The organism is Pseudomonas kribbensis, assembly GCF_003352185.1.
Classification (GTDB): Bacteria; Pseudomonadota; Gammaproteobacteria; order Pseudomonadales; family Pseudomonadaceae; genus Aquipseudomonas; species Aquipseudomonas kribbensis.
Genome location: NZ_CP029608.1, coordinates 3,171,402 through 3,191,297 on the forward strand (window position 1 = coordinate 3,171,402; position 19,896 = coordinate 3,191,297).

Consider the following 19,896-nt stretch of genomic DNA (forward strand, 5'->3'; position numbering starts at 1 on the left):
TTTCCTGCCTGCCAATTCCGGTACCGCTCCAGCAGCGAGCAGACCTAATGCGTCAGTGGCAGCTGATGCTCGTAACGGGTCTTGGTGTTTTCGGCCGCGATAAACCACTGGGTCGGAGGGGACTACGATTAGCCCGTCTCAAGTCAAGGTTAAAAGCCACCGCGACCTGGGCGACTCATTCTTCGTCGCGGATCTGCATCAGCGCGAACCCAAGCAGATTCAGGCCTTGCCACAGGTCGGGGTTGCTTGCGTCTTGGTGATCCTGGGCGAGCCCGATGCCCCAGATGCTGTCGACCGGGCTTGCTTCAACGATGATGCTGGAGCCGGTTTCCTTGAGGAATGCATGCAGTTCCGGGTTTTGCGAGAACTTGGCCCGGTTGGCCCGGACGACAATCTCGTATCGATGTTCCAGCCATTCGTGTTCGTTGAAGCCGCGTACCTTACGGCCAAGCGCTTTGGCTGCGTTGGGTGTGGGCGCCAATAGCACCTGAGCACGAATGTCCTGATCGCCAAACAAGGCTGCCTTCTCGGCCATCATGAAATGTTCGGCAGTCGCATAGCGTTGCCCGTCGACAACGAATTCGGCTTCGAACCTCTGGCTGAAGCACGAAGCGGTTACGCCGTGCTTGCTGCGCTGGTGTCCCCAGAAAAAGACATAGTTCAGATCCTCTCCGGCGTTGAAGCGGGAGCGGAGGTCTTCCAGATATTTGGAGTCTTGCAATTGGACTTCCTTGGCAATTGGGTTTGGCGCGGGAGGTTTACCACATCATTCACTTGTGTTGAAACTCGTGCGAGTTCGGAGCATTTCAAACCTATCAACACAATTTTTTGCGCACAGCCTTCAATACCGCTTCGGTGTACCAGGTCTCGACATCGATGGCGATAGCCTCACCCGCATCGGGCACTAACTCGATTTGGGTGTTTATGCCTTGCTCAAGAAGCATTCGCTGCGCTTCTTGAAGAAGTCGGCGTTTGCCTGTGAGCCAAAGTCGGTGTTCCCCCGTGAGCAATGCAAGGGTTTGCGGGTAGTTGCATTGCAGTTTTCGACGCAAGTTGACCAGTGCCGGTTTGTCAGTCCGGTCAAATATCGGAGTCAGTACATACGGGTTGCCCGACGCTGCCTCCAGGTCGTATTTGTCTTGCAGATGATCATCGACACTCCAACCGACGACCATCTCATGCTCGCCCGTCCTGACGTTGATCAAGTGCGCGTTAACACCGACGTAACAGTGCTGCGTCATGCCGTGGACGACGAAATCCTCACTGTTACTGCGAATGACCCAGTAATCACCGTTGGCCGAAAGCTCACAGAACTGAATGACAAAACGTTCGGGCTTGCCATCTCTCATGACGCCGTCAGACAGGCCGAGCACAAATTCACAGGCCTGTTCTGCGGTTAGTTTGGCGTTGTGCTCTGTCATGCTTTGCCAAAACCAGACAATTTACCCAGCCAGCCTGCTGACGCAAGCCTGAGTGACTTTTCGAGGGTGTTCTTTTGCTGGGTATCCATGATGTCCATCGGCAGCTCCATCGATGCAGGCAAAAAAGAGTTACGAGAGCGCGCAGTTTTTCACGCTGCTGTGAAAACAGGAAGAACAATAAGGGGGCCAAGCCTGCGCACACTTGGCCGTTGCGCTTCACGTTTGCGCACCTCCGGCTGTATCGTTATGCCTGCGGGCACGTCTCACGCCGGTACCCACTGAGCGGCGCTGCGTTAGAATCGCGTCATGTGAATGAGCGATCAGGTCTGTTCGATGGATGATGCAACAAAGGCGCGCCTACAGTGGCTGGACGAGTCGGCCAGCGATCATGGTTGGAACAATCGTGAGGAAATTAACGCGAGTGAAAAATGCATTTGCAGCGCCTGCGGCCAATGGTCAGAACCCGCCCAAATCACAAAGTGGTACAACGAAAGGCACGCCTGTTGCCCTCATTGCGGGTTGACCGGTGTTGTTGTTGGCTCCAGGTCGGGGCTGCCGCTTGAGGCGTACGAGAACTGCCGAATCCCTGAGTAGAAGTAGAAAAGAGAAAAAGTAGAAAAGGGGACTGATTTATTTTCTAGAGAAGTTAAGTCAGTCCTCTTTTCGATACTATCGACCTAGCGATGCTTTTATAAGGCGCAGTCCGTCTTGCCAAGACTCGTATTCTTCACTCTCGATCCAAAGCTCCGCGAGCTCTGAGTTTTCGGATAGCACACGCTCAATGACCACTTGTGCTTTGGTGAGCAGAGCCGAACCTGGTTTAGTCGTTTGACTCTTCACCCAAGTAGATAGCGCCTCATCAAGGGTTCCAGGGATTTCCTGGCCGTTGAGTAAAGCCAAAACCGCTGCAGCAGCTATCCCACGGTCCGCCTCTGGAGCCTCCAGATACTCATCCGCTGCAATTACATCCTCCAGCGCTGACTGGATCAGGTCGAGATCGCTGGACTCGCTCAGTTCAATAGCAAAATCAGCTGCTTCGTCGTTCCCAAATGCATGAATTGACCATGTACCCATCGATAATTCGTCCTTTAACATCGGTGCTGCAGCACCAAGAATTTACGCAGTTCGGAAGTGCGGTTGCAACCTGCGGGTTTTTTTCGTACGCGAAGTAAAAGTGCTGATTACTTGTTCCGCATCAGCACATACGCTTCACCGCCGTTCCGGTCATGCTGAAGAATAAAGTTGTTGTCCTGGATACGCACCTTCGATGGCACACGACCTGCTACCGGCGTTTGCGAGTAAGTCTGTGCGGCGCTCAGCAGCTGGCGGGTCAGACGGTGCGCACCAGGGCTGACCTGACAGCGCTCGGCACATGCACTTATCCAGGACCGGCCCACCGCTGCGTGGGCGGCAAGCCGGCAATGTTGCGCAGTTCAGCGCTTGAGAAGGTCCAGCGCGACGTCGACGATCATGTCTTCCTGCCCACCAACCATGCGACGTCTGCCCAGTTCGACCAGTATGTCCAGGGTCTTGAGGCCGTACCTGGCGGCGGCATTTTCGGCATGCCGCAGGAAGCTTGAATAGACGCCGGCATAACCCAGTGCCAGGGTTTCACGGTCGACCCGCACCGGGCGGTCCTGCAGCGGACGCACGATGTCGTCGGCGGCGTCCATCAGGGTGTAAAGGTCCGTGCCGTGGTTCCAGCCGAGACGTTCGGCGGCGGCAATAAATACTTCCAGCGGTGCGTTGCCGGCACCAGCCCCCATCCCGGCCAGACTTGCATCGATCCGGTCGCAGCCTTCCTCGACAGCGGTGATCGAGTTGGCGACCCCCAGCGACAGGTTGTGGTGGGCGTGCATGCCGGTTTCGGTTTCTGGTTTCAGCACGGCTTTGAACGCCCGGAAGCGCTCGCGAACATCCTGCATGTTCATCGCGCCACCGGAGTCGGCCATGTACACGCAGGTCGCGCCATAGCTTTCCATCAGCCGGGCCTGGGCCGCCAGGTGCTCAGGGGCGATCATGTGGCTCATCATCAGGAAACCGACGGTGTCCATACCCAATTCGCGAGCATATTCGATGTGCTGTTTCGAAACGTCGGCTTCCGTACAGTGCGTGGCGATGCGCACCACCCGTGCGCCGGCGTCATAGGCAGCCTTGAGGTCGTGCACCGTGCCGATTCCCGGCAGCAGCAGGGTGGTGATTTTGGCGTGCTCGATGACATCGGCCGCCGCCTCGATCCATTCCAGGTCGGTATGGGCGGCAAAGCCATAGTTGAAGCTCGAACCCTGCAGGCCGTCGCCGTGGGCGATTTCGATCGAATCGACCCTGGCCTTGTCCAGTGCGCGCGCAATGTCCTGAACATTCTGCAGCGAGTACTGATGGCGGATGGCATGGCTGCCATCGCGCAGGGTCACGTCGGAGATGTAGATTTTCTTGCCGGGATTGAATGTCATGTCGGGCCCCTCAGGCGTTGAGCATCGACTGCGCCATGCGCTCGGCGGTGGCCAAGGCAGCGGAGGTCATGATGTCGAGATTGCCGGCGTAGGCAGGCAGGTAATGGGCGGCGCCTTCGACCTCAAGGAATACCGAGGTCTTGAGGCCGCTGAAGCGTCCCAGCCCCGGAATGTTCAGGGGTGCCGATTCGGCAATGACGTCAAACTGAACCTTCTGTTTCAGGCGATAACCCGGCACATAGGCCTGGACGGCCGCCACCATCTCCTCGACGGAAGCCTCTATCTGCGCCTGATCGGCGGTTTCGGACAGCACGAACACCGTGTCACGCATCATCAGCGGCGGTTCGGCCGGGTTCATGATGATGATCGCCTTGCCTTTGGACGCCCCACCCACCATTTCGATGGCCCTGGAGGTGGTTTCTGTGAACTCGTCAATGTTGGCGCGGGTGCCGGGGCCGGCCGATTTGCTGGCGATCGAAGCGACGATTTCGGCGTAGTGAACCCGGGCAACACGGGATACGGCGGCGACCACTGGAATGGTCGCCTGACCGCCGCAGGTGACCATGTTGACGTTGAGTCGATCCAGATTTTGCTCCAGATTGACCACTGGAATGCAGTAAGGGCCGATAGCTGCCGGAGTGAGGTCGATCAGGCGGATACCCGGCTTGATCGAGCGCAGGCGTTTTTCGTTCTCGATATGGGCGCTAGCCGAGGTGGCATCGAAGACGAAATCGATGTCCTTGAACGCGTCCATGCGGATCAGGCCTTCAACCCCCTCGTGGGTGGTCGCAACGCCCATGCGTTCGGCGCGGGCGAGACCGTCGGATGCAGGGTCGATCCCGACCATTACCGCCATTTCCAGGTGTCTGGCGTTGCGCAGAATCTTGATCATCAGGTCGGTGCCGATGTTGCCGGAGCCGATGATGGCGACCTTGAGTTTGGTTTGACTCATGGGAGCAATCTCTCAAATTGGCCAGGCCACGACAGCCTGGCGCAGAAGGACGGGCAGGTCAGATGAAGCGGCAACGGATCTGGCCAAGTCGGGTGAGGTGCAAGTGCAGACTGTCGCCGGCCACGACAGGCGTCATCGGCCCCAAGGCGCCGGAGAGCAGCACGTCGCCGGCCTGCAAGGGACGGCCCATCCGGGCCATGGTGCGAGCCAGCCACAGGCAGGCGTCCACCGGATTGCCGAGGCATGCGGCACCGACTCCGATCGACGCCGTGGTGGCATTTTTTTCCAGCAGCATGCCTTCCAGCCGAAGGTCCAGCGAGGCGAGTGGAGTCGGCTGTTTACCCAGCACGTACAGCCCCGATGAAGCGTTGTCCGCCACCGTGTCCACCAGCGATATGTTCCAGTTCTCGATGGCCGAGTCGACGATTTCCAGCGCAGGCACCACGTACTCCACCGCCCGCAACAGTTCCGCGAGGGTCGTATCTTCATACGCAAGATCGCGGCCCAGAACGAACGCAATCTCGCCTTCGGCCTTGGGCTGGATCAACTGACTGATCTGGATCTCACCGCCATCGGCGATTTCCATATCGGCGAACAGCATGCCGAAATCCGGTTGATCGACGCCCAGTTGCTGTTGCACGGCAGCCGAGGTCAGTCCAATTTTACGGCCGACCAAGCGCCGTCCCTGGGCCAGGGCCCGTTGGGTGTTGATCTCCTGTACGGCATAGGCGCCGGTCAACGAATCGATACCGAAAGTGGACGAGATCCGTGCACAGGGTTCGCGTTGCTCCCGTGCTCTGGCCAGGGCTGCGGCGGCGTCTTGCAGCGGCTGCAAAGGGAACTGGCTCATGCGATTTTCCTCAGCAGTCGAGGCTCGTCTGCGACGACTTCAGCACTGGGGCTCCATTGCAGCTGGAACTTGAGTTCGTTGATGGCCCGATCCAGATCCGCGGCCTCGACCATGGCGAAGGTGAATTTGTCCGGGCGCACCACGGCGACGGCTCCGCTGGAGAACCCCGAGCGTTTGAACCAGGCGACCATCTCGCCCTGCACGTCCTCCAGCTCGAGCAACTCTTTAGTATTGGAGCGATCGGTATTGGCGCCCTGCGGACGGGTGCCGAACGGGAAGAGGGTGGCGAAACGCGTGTTCTGGATGTCCAGCAGTTTCCGGGAGGCCTGACTCAGGTGGGCCCGTGGATCGACTTCAAGACCGATCAAGGCAAAACCGTCGCCCAGCAGATCATCGAGCAATACACGCTGGCCCTTGAAGGTGCGGACTTCGGGTTGCGGAATCATCCGCCCTTCAGGCGAGCGCCGGTGGCGGCGTGGCATGCCCAGATAGCTGTCAGGGACATAGGTCGGAGCCGGTTTGAAACGGCCTTCGCGAACATAGCGGCCGAGAAACGGCGTCGCCAGGACGGTCTTGACCAGCAGGTTGCGCATCAGGCTGGAAACCGGACTGGACATCGAGACGAAGTCTTTCATCTGCACCGAAATATCAATCATCGCCTTGGCATGGTGGAAGCGTTCGCTGCCATAGGTGTCGAGCAGCCGCTCACCGGCTTGCCCCTTGATCACGGCGTCGATTTTCCAGGCCAGGTTGTAGGCGTCACGCACACCGGAACTCATGCCCTGACCCATGAACTGCGGCGTCATGTGGGCAGCATCGCCGGCAATCAAAACCCGACCCTTGCGCCAATCCTTCGCCACCAGGGCGTTGAAGGTGTAGACCAGCTTGCGTTTGACCTCGAACTTGTCCGGATCGACGTAACGGCTGATCAGGTTGCGCACCACGGTCGGGTCTTCCATCTGTTCGCGCGTCTGGCCAGGCATCAGCATGAATTCGAAACGATGGAAACGACCGGGCTGAGGACAGCAGACCGTCGGACAATCCGGGTCGCAGATGAAGCTGAAGTAGGGCAGATGACGCAAGGCATCCTCGCCTTCTTTCATCTCCAGATCGACCACCAGCCAGGGTTCGGGAAAGTTCTTGCCGCTCATGCCGATGCCCAAGGCCTCACGGACCGTGCTGCGGCCGCCGTCAGCCCCCACCAGATAGCGCCCGCGAATGGTTTGCGGGTCAGGATCGACTTCGGATGCCTGCCGGGCATCCGTCGCATCACTGAAACGGAAGGTGCTGGTGGCCTGATGGGTCACGGTCACCCCATGTTCATCCTGTGTGAACTGCGTGAGTTCACGACCACGGGCGACCCGCACATTGGGGTAACGCTCGAGCAGATCGCTCAGCGTGGTTTCCAGCCAGGGCTGGTAAAGGAAGTTGATGATCGGCCAGCCGTAGGGGCGATCGAGGCGCCAGTACTGGCCGAGGATCTTGCCATTGGCCAGCACCCACTGAGCGGGCGTATCGACTTGCATGTTGGCTGAAAGCTCGGCGGCAACACCGGCCGCCTGCATGACGCGCATGCATTCGTCGTCCGTATAGACCGCCCGGGCGTTGCCGTAAAACATGGGCTCGCGTTCCAGTACGAGCACCGACAGACCACGCTTGCCGAGCAGATGCGCGAGCGTGGCGCCCGTCGGGCCAAGCCCGGAAATAATCACGTCGACGCTCGTTACAGACTCGTTTTTGTTATTCATGACGATATCTCTCTTACAGCGGTGAATATTCGGGCTTGAGCAACGAACGTGTGCCGCGGGCGAAGTTGCCCAGATTGGTGGTCAACGTGTGCCAGGCACCGCTTTTCTCCGGGCGATGCCCCCAAAGGCTGATGCCTTGATAGGAGGTTGTGCGCCAAAGAGCCTCATCGACCACCCTGGCGTTGCAACCCAGTTCCAGCTCGAAACCGCTGGGGCTCATCACGTAGAACGATTGCTCACGGTCGTTGGGGTGCTCACCGATTTCGTGGGCCATTTCGAAACCGAGCGTGCGGCAGCGCAAATAGGCGTTGGTCAGTTCGCTGACCGAGGTGGTCAGCAGGTTCATGTGCTGCACACGGGTACGAATCGGATCCATCGGCAGGCCACGCAAACGGGCGATGGCAATCGAGTGGTGACGTTCGTTGACCCGGAAGAAATCAATGTCCAGGGTCACTCCGGCAATCCGCTCGACGATGTGGTCGCTGGCTCTGGCATCAAATATTTCCTGCCAGAAACGCTGCATCTGCTTTGGCTTGCGCGAGGTGATCGCCAGGTGGCCCATCCCGGCGGAACCGGTGATGAAACCTGCACTGAGCATGTTCAGTGGCTTGTCGCTCAGCAGCGGTTCCCAGAACAGCTCGACGGCCATGCGTTTGGGGCCGAGCACCCGCCAGAACCTTTTCACCCCACGTTGTGCGGCTTCTTCCGGTTGGCTGGGCTGCGCTTCGATACCGAGGCGTTGCAGGCGCTTGAGCACTTCATCGAGGGTGGACTGGTCGCGTAATTGCCAGCCGACGGCAAGAAAATCTTCCTGCGGACCGCGCTGGATAATGATCCGCCGCTGGTGTTGATCCATACGAAAAGCCAGGGTTTGCTCGTCCGAACTGGCCAGGTGCAGGCCGATGCCGTGCTGGAGCAGCTCACGCCAACGCGCCAGGTGGCGGGACTCGATCAATGCATAGCCCATGCTGCTGGCGCCGAAGATGTCCGGCGTTGTTCGACTGATCGTTGCTTGATTATTCATGACGACAACTCAGCGCGCTGTGCGACTGGCGAGGAACGCCAGGGTCACGGAGTTGAATTCGTCCGCGCGTTCCCACTGCACCCAATGACCGGTCCGGCTGAACAGGTAGAGGTTGCAATCCGGCATGCGACTGCGCAGCGCCTCGCCGCCGCTGGGACGATTGACCTTGTCGTCCGCGCCCCAGAGCACGAGGGTCGGAACCTGGCAATGCTTGAGGCGTGAATCGCGGGTGAAGTCCCAGCGCGAGAACCGGGGAATGCCCGTTGGCCGGCGCAGGGGAGGGGCTGCAACGACCTGCGAGTCGATACTCGCCTCGAAACGCTCGCGGATCATCTCGTCACTGACCTGGCTGCCGTCATACACCAGGTAGTCGCGGATAAAACGCGTGATCTTGGCCAGTGTCGGGCCTTCACCGTTGTAGTAGTCGAGCAACAGCTTGAGACCCGGTGTCGGCAGACTGCGAGTGGTATTGACGCCACCGGGGCCCATCAGCACCAGAGCCGACACCCGGCCGGGTGCATCCAGCGCCATGCGCAAGGCACAGGCACCACCCAACGAGTTGCCCACCACGTGGGCGCTGCTGATGTTCAGAGTGTCGAGCAGGCCGAGCATCGCCCCCGCCAGATCGCCGAAGGGGTCTTTGCGATCCACACCTTTGGTGGATCGGCCGTAACCGGGCATGTCGACCACAATGACCCGGAACTGCCGGGCAAGGGATTCGATATTGCGCGAGTAGTTGGAGAGCCCCGAGGCTCCCGCTCCGCCACCGTGAAGCATCAGCAGGGGATGGCCGACGCCCGTTTCGCTGATGAAAATCTGCCGACGACCCACTTGTACCGTTCGCGAGGTCAGGGCAGGAAGAGGTTCTTTATTGTTCATTGTCAGTTCCTGGCGTAAGGCACTACGACCCGGGCGGTGGGTCAGTGCTTGCGGCAGACTCTAACACTCAAGATTAGAATTGAACAACAGTGTTCAATTGTCTTTTTGCGGGCAATAAAAAAGCCAGATTCCCCAAGGGATCTGGCTCAAGAAAAATCAGCGGAGGACATCAGGCTGCGAGAAGGGGCAGATCCTGAGTAGCGATGCCGCGCGCTTCATCGACCGGCACGCCGAGCGCCCTGAGTACGAATTCGGCCATATCGGAACCCGCGTCGCGCCAGGTCTTGTGACCCTGAAGTACCAGCATCGTGGCCCCCAGTACGCCACCTCCGATCATCGCCATTACCGAAGGCAGTTGCTCCTGTCGAAAGCTGTATTGCTCACTGCTCAGGCCGCTGAGCACATCGTGCATGGGCGGACCGCTCCACATCTGTTGCAACGTCTCATTGCTGGCCCCGTAGCGCACGATGAAGGCTCCCCAGTGCGGCTCTTCATGGGCGCGGCGGATATACAGGCGGATACCGGTGGCCAGGCGGACGGCAGGGGACGCATGGGGATCTGTACTGCGCGCGGCCCTGTCGTTCATTTCGGCACTGAGCTGGCTGGCGACATCTTCGAACAGCGTCTCCACCGAGTTGAGGTTGTTGTAGATCGTGCCGCGCGCTACCCCGGCGATCTGTGCCAGTTCGCTGACATTGACCTCTTCGACACGTTTCTCGACAAACAGCCGGATCGCAGCTTCATGGATGCGCTTCTGCACGGGACTGAGTTTCAAAGCAATGAGCTCCAACGGAGAGATTCCGGACATTGAACAAGCGCGTTCAAAATAAAGCAAATCAGCGTTTGTCGATCATTGACATGATTGAACACAAATGTTCAATATTGATCTCGAAAGTTGTACGCCCACCGAGCACGGTTCTTTTCCCAGTGGCCGCAGGCGCTCGGTCGAAGCCCAAACAAGAGAGTCAGCATGTCAATCAAGCAAGGCCGTATCGATGTCCACCATCACATCATTCCACCCGCATTCGTCGATGCGATGAATGCCAGAGGGCTGCACTCCGTTGCGGGAGCGCCTCTGCCAGACTGGACCCCGGAAAAATCCATTGAGGTGATGGATGCGAACGGCATCGAGCGGGCGATCACCTCGCTGTCTGCGCCCGGCGTCCACTTCGGTGACGGGGTCCAACAGGCCAGCGAGCTGGCGCGACGCTGCAACGAGTTCGCCGCGCAGATGCGCACGCGCTACCCGAGCCGCTTCGGCAACTTCGCGGTGCTGCCGATGCCGTTCACCGAGGCCGCCTGCCGTGAAGCCGTCTATGCGCTGGACGTACTCAAGGCCGAGGGCATTGTTTTGCTGGGCAGCACCGACGGGGTGTTTTTGGGTGATCCGCGCTTCGACGAACTGATGGCCGAACTCGACCGCCGAAAAGCCGTGGTATTCATCCATCCCAACATGCACCAGACCAGCGAAAGCATCGGTCTGCAGACCCCGGGATTTCTCATCGAGTTTCTCTGCGATACCACGCGCGCGGCGGTCAATCTGATCCTCAGCGGGACCATGGAGCGCTATCCCGGCATTCGCTGGATTCTGTCCCACTCCGGCGGCTTCCTGCCGTTTGTGGCCTGGCGTGTCTCGCTGGCCAACATGTTGCCGGAATTTCAGCAGCACGCGCCGCAAGGCGTCATGACCTACATCCGTCGCTTTTACTTCGACACGGCGTTGTCACCATCACCTTATTCCATGGCGGCGCTCAAGGAACTGGTGGAACCGTCACACATTCTTTTCGGCAGTGACTTTCCCTTCGCTCCGGCTCCCGCCACGGCGCTGCAGTGCCGGACGCTGGAAAGCCTGGAGATGTGGTCGCCGGCGATCATGCATGGCATCAACCGTGCCCATGCACTCAGTCTTTTTCCGCAGTACAGCCAGCCCAATGAAGTGGTTGCCCCGGCGCCGATTTATGAGGGCGAATCCTTCTCTCAACGCTTGCGACGCAGCATGACCCGACCGATCGGTGCGCTGGCAGAGCGGATGCGCAAACGCTGAACCAAAACCGTCGCCATGGATGGCCGGCGACCTATCTCATCATTGAATCCAACGATCCATCCGCGTGCCTTGGGTGTTCGCGCCCGCCAAAAAAATAACAAGAGCCAGATCATGACAATAAGAAATCAGCTTTGTGTGCTGGGGCTTTGCCTCACCTCCACTCAACTCCTGGCCAACGGCCTGCAAATCAACGAACAGAGCATCAGCTCGGGAGGCAAGGCTTATTCCGGTCGGGCTTCTGATGTCCAGGACGCCTCGATCGTTTACGGCAACCCCGCCGGCATGTCCCGCCTGGCGGGTGAACACGTCAGTGGCGGTCTCAGTTTCATTGATGTCAGTTCGCGCATCAGCAACGTCAATACCACGGTGTCGGGCACTTCGCACGGCGATATGGTGCCTGATCCGATCGTCGTGCCGTCGGGCTTCTACACGCTGCAACTCAACGAGGACTGGCACGTGGGTTTCGGGGTTTACGCCCCGTTTGGCGGGAGCACGGACTACGAAAGCAACTTCCAGGGACGCTACCGCAGCTCGCAGACTCAGGTGAAGGTTGTCACCTTGCAGCCGACGGTCAGTTACCGGATCAATGATCGACTGTCCGTGGGTTTTGGGCCGACGATCAACCGCATCGACGGGCTGCTCGAAAGCAAGATCGCCAACAGCGCGGTGGGCGGGCAGGGCGACGGGACTGTCAAAGTCACCGGCGACGACACGGCCATGGGCTTCAGTCTGGGCATCCTGTTCGACCCGCTCGACGACCTGACCCTGGGGCTCACCTATCACTCCAGAGTCGATTACAAGCTGAGCGGAAAGACCAAGGTCTCAGGTGCCAATGGATTGCTGGCACCGATCCCTGCGCTGGGGCTGCCGGGGCTCAACGGTAAATATGACGCGAGCCTGGATTTCACTTCACCGGAAACGGTCGATGCCTCGGCGACCTGGCGCATCAACGATCGACTGGATGTCTCCGCCGGCGCGTTGTGGAGTCGCTGGAGCCGCGTGCAGGAATTAAGGGTGCTGAACTCCGGTGTGCCACAGGCCTATGGCCCTTTCGATACGATCCTCGAAACCCTGAAGTGGCGTGATACCTGGTCGTTCTCCACCGGCATGTCCTATCGCCTGAACAAGCAATGGAAGGTTCGTGGCGGGATCGCCTATGAGCCGACGCCGATGCCCAATCAGTACACGTCCACCCGTGCACCAACGGGAGACCGGAAGATTTTCACGGTTGGCCTGAACTGGCAGATGACCGATCAGACTTCTCTGGATCTGGGATACGGCTATATCCACGAAGATCCGGTGAAAGTTTCACAGGACACGTCCCAGGGTGGGCTGCGTCCGGGTTATAGCGCCACCTACCAGAACACGGTCAATGGCCTTGGGCTGCAGTTGAATCACAGCTTCTGATCAGTCTTGCTCGACGACAAGATTGCGTTGGACACCCAGATCGACAATGCCGTCCGCGCTGCGGATTCGCGCCTCAACCCTGTCGCCCGGCTTGAGGTAGCGCTCGCGGCTAGCCTGGGCCTTCAGAAACAGTTTCCACTTGAGGGCCTCGGGCAGCAGGGCGGCAATGCGCTGGGTGGCGGGTGATGGAATGGCCAGCGCACAGCCGGCGGGAGTGCCTGTGGCAATCAGGTCTCCGGCCGCGAGGTCTTGCACGGCAGACAGTTCTGTCAGGGTCTGCGCAGGGGTGTAAACCATGTTCGCGGTATTGTCGTCTTGGCGCAGTTGGTCGTTGACGGTCAGGCGCAGCTGCAAGGCCTTGAGGTAATGCATCTGGTTGGCTTCCAACAGACACAAATAAGGTCCGACCGGACCGAAGGTGCGGAAGCTTTTGCCTTTGTAGAACTGCATCTGCGGAATCTGGATGTCCCTCGCCGAATAGTCATTGACGATGACCAGTCCGGCCACGAACTGGTGCAGGTTGCTGTCGTCAATCTGGACCGGGCCGTTGATGTCGCTGCGCATGACCAGGCCCAGTTCAATCTCGTAGTCGAGAAAGCGGACATGGCGTGGCTTGATCAGGTCGCTGTCGGCCGGGCAAATGCAACTGGCTGCCTTGGTAAACATCATGTTGTACGACTTGGCGTCCGGATCCATCCCGGACTCGATCATGTGCTGACGGTAGTTGGCACCCTGACAGACAAACTGCTGGTTGCGGGTGACCGGGGAGAGCAGCCGCACTTGATTGAGTTCGAGTGTCGGGCTCTTCAGGTCGCGCAACTGCTCGATGCTGACTTGCCGGATGAACTCGCCGGTTGTCGCGTATTGCCCAGAAACGGGCGTGATGCGCTGATTGTGAATACGTCCCCATTGGACGGTGTTCTGATATTCGAAACGGACAACCTGCACAGCCATGACAACGACTCCTGGGGGGGGAGGAGGGGGCCAGCGCCAACCTCGTGTGGTTTGCGACGCTGCAAAATCAGGCGAACAGGCGTGCCAGTGTGATCAGCTTGCGCACGCTCAGATCCGGACTGCGGCGAAGATGGCGGAACAAGGAAAGAACATTCGCCGGTGTCAGTTTCGGTTTGGTAAAACTTCTGGGCATGGATTCGCCCCACTGGGACATCGCCGCTGCACTGACACTGTGCAGACCTGTGGGCTGGTCGGCAGTGAACCGGTCACCATCACAATAGTGCTCGTGCTTGTCGCCGAACGGGTCCTGCCAGTAATCGAAGATCTGGCTTCCAAGAATATGCCGGCCAATACCCCAGGCATGGCGCCAACCCCGATCCCGAAGAACCTTCTGGCCCATGCCGACGGCGTCCAGGTCGACCACCTCATAAGCGCTATGGCTGTAGGCCGGCATGAATCCCTGGGCCAAGGCCAGCGTGTGATGGTCGGCTGGCGTGTCGCCCAGATTCAGACGCAGGAAGGCCACCGCCGGCGAACCGTCAGGCAGCAACTGCACGTCGCTGGGAATGAATCCGAAGTGTTGTGTGTACCAGGCGCAGGTGCGCTGGAAGTCCGCCACTTCCAGCACGAGATGGCCAAGGCGAATGATCTCCGGGGGAACCATTGGCGGACGCTGGGTTGCATTGACGCGCACCACGCTATCCCCGAGGTTGAGCGGCAAGGCCGGGCGATGGGGCCGGGCGCCAACCACTGACTGACCATGAAGGGCCTCGACGAGAAAACCCGACGGGTCGCGCAAGATGACTTGTTCGCCACCGCCGGGGTGATCGCACGGCATGATGGGTGAGGCTTGTGGTAGCAAGCTCAGACGCTCCAGGTCTGCGCGCGAACCGACACTCAGACCGAAACCAATAAAACGTGGCTTCTTGCCGCGATGTACGCGATAGCAATAGGGCGTCGGTCCGGTGCCACGCAAAAGCAGCAGATCCGCATTGCGCAGAACCGTCAGCAGCCCGAAGTCCTGAAGAAAGCGCTCGGTCCGTTCCAGATCCGGCCGTTCGAAAATCAGATGAGTCAGTGCGCGAGCGCGTACGGTGGGAGCGTCGTGGCGTGCTGGCTGTGCGGGATTGAGCTTCACTATGGGAGCCTCTGGACGCGAGAGTGTGGCGCAGCGCAAGTTGAACACGATCGTTCAATTTGAGTCAAATATGTCGCCTTGGTGGGAGCCGGAAAACATAAATTTTCCGGACCAGGCCGAGATCGATTTTGTGAAGGTCTCTTCTGATCTCAAGAAATCAGACCCGCGAACATTGACTGTCTGCTTTTGCCCGAAAGCTCCCGTTTCATACTCACCACAATTGGACAGAGTAATCCACATTGACCCTCAACTCGCCGACGTTACGCGCAAAGTCACTGTTGTAGTCGGCTTGACGAATCCTGAATGCCACATCCTTGAACGTGCCGCTTTGAATCACGTAGGAGAGCTCGATTCCACGTTCACGCTCTTTGCTGCCGACGGCATCGCCCGGCAGTTCAATGTGATCGCCCTTGATGTAGCGCCACATACCGCGCAGCCCGGGAATGCCTAAAGCCGCAAAGTCGTAGTCGTACCGGATTTGCATCACACGCTCGTTGGGATTAACGAACTCGGAGACCAATGCGCCTTCGGTGTTGACGTTGACACTCGTACCTGAAACGTAGGGCAGGGCCGTATCGCCCGTGAGTTGCATGTAACCCACGCCCAGGGAATGAGCACCCGCCAGCCACGTAAACAAACTGCTCAACGTTTGGTTATCGACGGCTCCCGCTTTTTCATTGCCGTTTTCACGACTGTTGAAATAACGTAAATCGGTCTTTAAACGGCTGTGCCCAAGGTCCAGGAAATGCACCAGGTCGATATAGTCCTGCTCATACAGATCGTTAAGGGTGGCGTGGTAATAGCGGGTAGTAAGGGTTTTCGACCAGTTGTAGTCAGCCCCGACAATATTCAAATCGTTTGAGGTCGCCCCGGCCTTGAATCGGCGGTTGGGATTGGCGATTGCCATGGGTTCAAAATCAGTGGAGTCGCGATATTTGATGCGATCCAGATGCGCAACATGCAACGTTAACCCATCCATTTCTTTGGACGTCAGGTAGCCCCCCCGCAGTAAAGGCGGGAACAACCGCATGGTGTTAGCCAGCAACACAGGCATCAAGGGTTGCAGTGTGCCCAGTTGCACCTCTGTCTTTGAGTAGCGCGCCTTGGCAGCCAGGCCGAATTTGGAATAATCATCTGCAACTTCGTGAGTCGAGGCGTTATACGCCAGTATTCCGGTGCCGGTTCTACCAGGGCCTGAATCAAGCTTCACGCCGAGCATTCCGACGGCATTCAAACCCAAACCGATCGTGCCTTCGGTATAGCCCGAGGCATAGTTGAATATGAAACCCTGTGCCCACTCTTGTGCCTGGGACTGGCCACTGCCATCGCGATAATCCCTATCGTAATAGAAGTTGCGTAACGTCAGTTTTGCAGAGCTATCGCTGATGAAGTCATTTGCCTGCAAGGATGAACTCATGGCGACGAGGGTCGTCAGTACGAAATATTTATTCATTTTGGCCTTCATTTTGTTGTTATTGATAGGCGTGTACTGAATGAAAGGCGAACGAATCCGCCTCGCCGACAAACGAGGTCGGCGAGGTGGATTTATTGCGTGTTCAGTTTTTTAGATGGGGAAATAACGTCAGGCCGGATTGACGATTGATGGCACTTAACTGACCTTTGGAGAAACCCTGGTAAGTGTCCAGGTTACGTGTGAACCATTTCACCTTGTCGTTGATTGCATAGGGTATGTCACTGCCAAAAAGCACATGGCCGGGGCGCGCGAACGCCATCAGGCTCGGCAGCACGGTCGCACTGGCGGACAGTGCAGTATCGAAATAGAAGTTCTGCATCTGGCTGATCAGTTCTTGAGGGGTAAATCCCAGGCCAAGATTGCCCAGGCTTTGCGCAAATCGGTCAGCCCCGTAGGGAATGAACCCCCCAGCGTGGGACAGAATGATTTTGACGTCAGGGTATTTGGCAGGTACTCGATTCGCCAGCAGGCTCAGTGCCGCGCGGGTCGTATCAAAAGGATAATCGGCCGTGGGGCCAGGAATGCCAGGGATAAGCTCCAGCCTGGGTTGAGTTGGGTGGATGAGCACCACAGCCTTGTAGGCTTCCAAAGCCTGCCAGACCGGATCGAAGTGGGCGTCGCCCAGGTAGAGACCGTCGTAATTTGAAAGCAGAATCACGCCTTCGGCTTTCAACACCGTCATGGCGTGTTCCAGCTCTTTCAAGGCACCTTCGATGTCTTGCATCGGCAGGGTCACAAAGCTGCCAAAGCGCCCTTTATGATCACTGGCAAGTTGCGCGGCGTATTCATTGACGCGACGCGCCATGTCCAGCGCCGCTTGCCCCTTCCAGCCCGCGACACCCGGCGCAGTGAGCGAGAGCATGGCCATGTCGATACCCAGGCTGTCCATGAACTCGATGTCCGAGACGGGGTTCCAGGCTGGCATTTTCCAGCCTGACGGATCGCCGCCATTTTTAGCCAGGTCGGCAGCCCAGAAATCCGGAACGAAGTGATGGTGTACGTCAATGCGCCGGGCATTCGCGTTGATCATTCCATCCGAAAACGGTGCAGCGGTAGAAGCGACGGCAGGCATTACGGACATGACAGCACCTGTGGAAATGGCTACGCCTGTAGCGTTCAGGAAGTCTCTGCGTTTCATGGCGGTTTCCTTGTCAGCGACGAATTTGAACAGGGCGGTGTTCAATTCAGGGTTATGGAGCAACCCCGTACTGTTCTTGCACGGGGTTCGAGAAAGGGGTTTCAGTCGATTTGAGCGCCGTTGCGCCGTACCGACAGGTAGAACATCGCCAGGGCGGCGATGACGATGCCTGGTGCCGAAGCCATCATCACCCCGGTGGTGCCGGTGCCGAGTGCGAGCATTTTGCCGGCGACCAAAGGGCCGCTCATGGCACCCAGGCGGCCGATGGCGACGGCGCTGCCGACGCCTGTGGCGCGGATCGACGGACGATAGAAGTGCGGTGCCAGGGCATACAGCACGCATTGACCGCCGGTGGCAAAGAAACCGGCGACGAAACCGGCTGCCAGCATGCTTTCCCACCGACTGGCCAGACCCAGAGCCATCAGTGAACCGAGAATGCCGACGTAGATCAGCGCGGACAGGGCCCAGGCCGGCAACCGGTCCATCACCCAACCCAGCAACAAGGTGCCGAAGGCCGCGCCAAACTGCAGTGCCAGCATGACCCAACTGGCCTGGCGGCCGCTGAAGCCCTGGCCGACCAACAGGCTGGGCAACCAGTTGATCAGGATGTACACCACCATCAGGGTGAAGAAGTAACTGACCCAGATCATTAGCGTCGGCAGCGCCGCTCCTTCTCGGAACAGACCCCGGACCACTCCGGTCGGGGCAGATTCACGGGCGTTGCGAAACTGCGCCGACTCCGGCAGATACAGCCCCAACAGCGGCACGATCAACAGCGGCACCACGCCACCGACGTAGAACACTACCTGCCAGCCGCCTCCGGCGAGCTCAGCGATGCCGATGCTGGCTGCCAGCGCCGCACCCAGCGGCACGCCGCAGTACATCAGGCTGACGGCAGTGCCACGCAGACGCGGGCCGGCCACTTCACTGGTCAGGGCGATCAGGTTGGGCAGGGCGGCACCGAGCCCCACGCCGGTGAGGCAACGGGCAATCATCAAACTGTTGAAGTCCCAGGCCATGGCCGTGATCAGGGAGAACAGCCCGAACAGTGCCACCGAGGCCATCAGTACCCGTTTGCGGCCGATGCGATCGGCCAGCAGGCCACCGAGGAATGCACCGGGCAACAGACCGAAAATCCCGGCGCTGAAGACCCAGCCCATGTGCAGTTTGTCCAGCTGGAAGGCTGCCGCCATGCCTTGGGCGGCGATCCCCGAGGCTTGCAGGTCGAGGCCTTCCATGAGGGCGACGAGGAAGCAAAGACTGATGGTCCGTGCCATGTACAGCGTGGTGGTTGTCACGTTCAGCGATGTCATGGGAAGTACCCGTTTTATTGTTGTAATGGGCAAAGCAGAACCGACCGACCGCTGCGTGGACGGTCGGCCGGGGTGGTACAGGGGTCAGCGTTTGAGCAGGTCCAGCGCGACGTCGACGATCATGTCTTCCTGGCCGCCGACCATGCGCCGCTTGCCCAGCTCGACAAGAATGTCGAGGGTCTTGAGGCCGTATTTGGCGGCGGCAATTTCGGCGTGGCGCAGGAAGCTGGAGTAGACCCCGGCGAAACCGAGGGCCAAGGTTTCGCGATCGACCCGCACCGGCCGGTCCTGCAACGGACGCACGATGTCGTCGGCGGCGTCCATCAGGGTGTAGAGGTCGGTGCCGTGGTTCCAGCCCAGGCGCTCGGCGGCGGCGATGAACACTTCCAGCGGCGCATTGCCGGCGCCGGCACCCATACCGGCGAGACTGGCGTCAATGCGGTCGCAGCCTTCCTCGACAGCGGTGATCGAGTTGGCCACGCCGAGCGACAGATTGTGGTGGGCATGCATCCCCGTCTCCGTTTCCGGCTTGAGCACCGCCTTGAACGCGCGGAAACGATCGCGCACGTCCTGCATGTTCATTGCACCACCGGAGTCGGCCATGTACACGCAGGTCGCGCCGTAGCTTTCCATCAGCCTGGCCTGCGCGGCGAGCTGCTCGGCCGGGATCATGTGGCTCATCATCAAAAAACCGACGGTGTCCATGCCCAGCTCGCGGGCGTACTCGATGTGCTGTTTCGAGACATCCGCTTCGGTGCAATGGGTGGCGATGCGCACCACCCGGGCTCCGGCGTTGTAGGCGGCCTTAAGGTCATGCACGGTGCCGATGCCGGGTAACAGCAAGGTGGTGATCTTCGCGTGCTGGATCACGTCGGCGGCCGCTTCGATCCATTCCAGATCGGTGTGTGCGGCGAAGCCATAGTTGAAGCTCGACCCTTGCAGGCCATCGCCGTGAGCCACCTCGATCGAATCGACCCTGGCCTTGTCCAGTGCGCGGGCGATGTCCTGAACATTTTGCAGCGAGTACTGATGTCGGATGGCATGGCTGCCGTCGCGCAAGGTCACGTCGGAGATGTAGAGTTTTTTGCCGTTCATGAAATT

General features: G+C 59.1%; 18 protein-coding genes. 2 read left to right on the forward strand and 16 right to left on the reverse strand.

Translation table 11 applies throughout. The features are described 5' to 3' along the window. Positions 1-175 precede the first annotated feature (175 nt). The 10 genes from DLD99_RS14405 to DLD99_RS14460 all read right to left on the reverse strand — a co-directional run bounded on the left by DLD99_RS14405 (position 176) and on the right by DLD99_RS14460 (position 10,102). Positions 176-721 carry an NADAR family protein gene (locus tag DLD99_RS14405; RefSeq protein ID WP_114883000.1) on the reverse strand — a complete coding sequence of 182 codons (546 nt, stop codon included), beginning with the start codon at positions 719-721 and terminating at the stop codon, positions 176-178. A gap of 94 nt (positions 722-815) precedes the next feature. Beyond that, positions 816-1,421 carry a hypothetical protein gene (locus tag DLD99_RS14410; protein ID WP_114883002.1) on the reverse strand — a complete coding sequence of 202 codons (606 nt, stop codon included), beginning with the start codon at positions 1,419-1,421 and terminating at the stop codon, positions 816-818. A 669-nt stretch (positions 1,422-2,090) separates the two neighbouring features. Further along, positions 2,091-2,516 (reverse strand): DUF4259 domain-containing protein, encoded by a 426-nt coding sequence (locus DLD99_RS14420; RefSeq protein ID WP_114883006.1) that lies wholly within the window; start codon positions 2,514-2,516, stop codon positions 2,091-2,093. A 338-nt stretch (positions 2,517-2,854) separates the two neighbouring features. Continuing rightward, a complete protein-coding gene (gene dmpG / locus DLD99_RS14430; protein WP_114883010.1) occupies positions 2,855-3,874 on the reverse strand; it encodes a 4-hydroxy-2-oxovalerate aldolase in 1,020 nt (339 codons plus the stop codon). Positions 3,875-3,884: 10 nt separating this feature from the next. Next, entirely contained in the window at positions 3,885-4,826 is a 942-nt protein-coding gene (locus DLD99_RS14435; RefSeq protein WP_114883012.1) for an acetaldehyde dehydrogenase (acetylating), read from the reverse strand. A gap of 58 nt (positions 4,827-4,884) precedes the next feature. Then, complete coding sequence (locus tag DLD99_RS14440; protein ID WP_114883014.1) at positions 4,885-5,676, reverse strand: 2-keto-4-pentenoate hydratase; 792 nt, start codon at positions 5,674-5,676, stop codon at positions 4,885-4,887. Beyond that, positions 5,673-7,424, reverse strand: coding sequence for a bifunctional 3-(3-hydroxy-phenyl)propionate/3-hydroxycinnamic acid hydroxylase MhpA (gene mhpA, locus DLD99_RS14445; RefSeq protein WP_114883016.1), 1,752 nt, complete (start codon positions 7,422-7,424; stop codon positions 5,673-5,675). Before mhpA ends, DLD99_RS14440 begins: the two co-directional genes overlap by 4 nt. A gap of 13 nt (positions 7,425-7,437) precedes the next feature. Next, entirely contained in the window at positions 7,438-8,448 is a 1,011-nt protein-coding gene (locus DLD99_RS14450) for a VOC family protein (RefSeq protein ID WP_114883018.1), read from the reverse strand. 9 nt (positions 8,449-8,457) lie between these two features. After that, complete coding sequence (locus DLD99_RS14455) at positions 8,458-9,327, reverse strand: alpha/beta hydrolase family protein (protein ID WP_114883020.1); 870 nt, start codon at positions 9,325-9,327, stop codon at positions 8,458-8,460. A gap of 169 nt (positions 9,328-9,496) precedes the next feature. After that, positions 9,497-10,102 (reverse strand): TetR/AcrR family transcriptional regulator, encoded by a 606-nt coding sequence (locus DLD99_RS14460; RefSeq protein ID WP_114886689.1) that lies wholly within the window; start codon positions 10,100-10,102, stop codon positions 9,497-9,499. A 195-nt stretch (positions 10,103-10,297) separates the two neighbouring features. On the opposite strand from DLD99_RS14460, the gene DLD99_RS14465 reads away from it, so the two are divergent. Continuing rightward, entirely contained in the window at positions 10,298-11,371 is a 1,074-nt protein-coding gene (locus tag DLD99_RS14465) for an amidohydrolase family protein (RefSeq protein ID WP_114883022.1), read from the forward strand. Positions 11,372-11,482: 111 nt separating this feature from the next. Then, the gene (locus DLD99_RS14470) at positions 11,483-12,778 is read left to right on the forward strand and encodes an OmpP1/FadL family transporter (protein ID WP_114883023.1); all 1,296 of its coding nucleotides are present in this window, start codon (positions 11,483-11,485) and stop codon (positions 12,776-12,778) included. Here the strand turns inward: DLD99_RS14470 and DLD99_RS14475 are convergent, their stop codons facing one another. The 6 genes from DLD99_RS14475 to dmpG (DLD99_RS14500) all read right to left on the reverse strand — a co-directional run bounded on the left by DLD99_RS14475 (position 12,779) and on the right by dmpG (DLD99_RS14500) (position 19,890). Then, complete coding sequence (locus DLD99_RS14475) at positions 12,779-13,732, reverse strand: fumarylacetoacetate hydrolase family protein (RefSeq protein WP_114883025.1); 954 nt, start codon at positions 13,730-13,732, stop codon at positions 12,779-12,781. A 67-nt stretch (positions 13,733-13,799) separates the two neighbouring features. Then, positions 13,800-14,870 carry a VOC family protein gene (locus tag DLD99_RS14480; protein ID WP_114883027.1) on the reverse strand — a complete coding sequence of 357 codons (1,071 nt, stop codon included), beginning with the start codon at positions 14,868-14,870 and terminating at the stop codon, positions 13,800-13,802. Between the two features lie 211 nt (positions 14,871-15,081). After that, on the reverse strand, positions 15,082-16,323 hold the full coding sequence (locus DLD99_RS14485) for an OprD family porin (protein ID WP_114883029.1): 1,242 nt from the start codon (positions 16,321-16,323) through the stop codon (positions 15,082-15,084). A gap of 103 nt (positions 16,324-16,426) precedes the next feature. Continuing rightward, on the reverse strand, positions 16,427-17,482 hold the full coding sequence (locus DLD99_RS14490) for an amidohydrolase family protein (protein WP_244220741.1): 1,056 nt from the start codon (positions 17,480-17,482) through the stop codon (positions 16,427-16,429). Between the two features lie 101 nt (positions 17,483-17,583). Next, positions 17,584-18,795, reverse strand: coding sequence for a 3-(3-hydroxy-phenyl)propionate transporter MhpT (gene mhpT, locus DLD99_RS14495; RefSeq protein WP_114883073.1), 1,212 nt, complete (start codon positions 18,793-18,795; stop codon positions 17,584-17,586). Positions 18,796-18,879: 84 nt separating this feature from the next. Further along, on the reverse strand, positions 18,880-19,890 hold the full coding sequence (dmpG, locus tag DLD99_RS14500) for a 4-hydroxy-2-oxovalerate aldolase (RefSeq protein WP_114883075.1): 1,011 nt from the start codon (positions 19,888-19,890) through the stop codon (positions 18,880-18,882). Positions 19,891-19,896 lie beyond the last annotated feature (6 nt).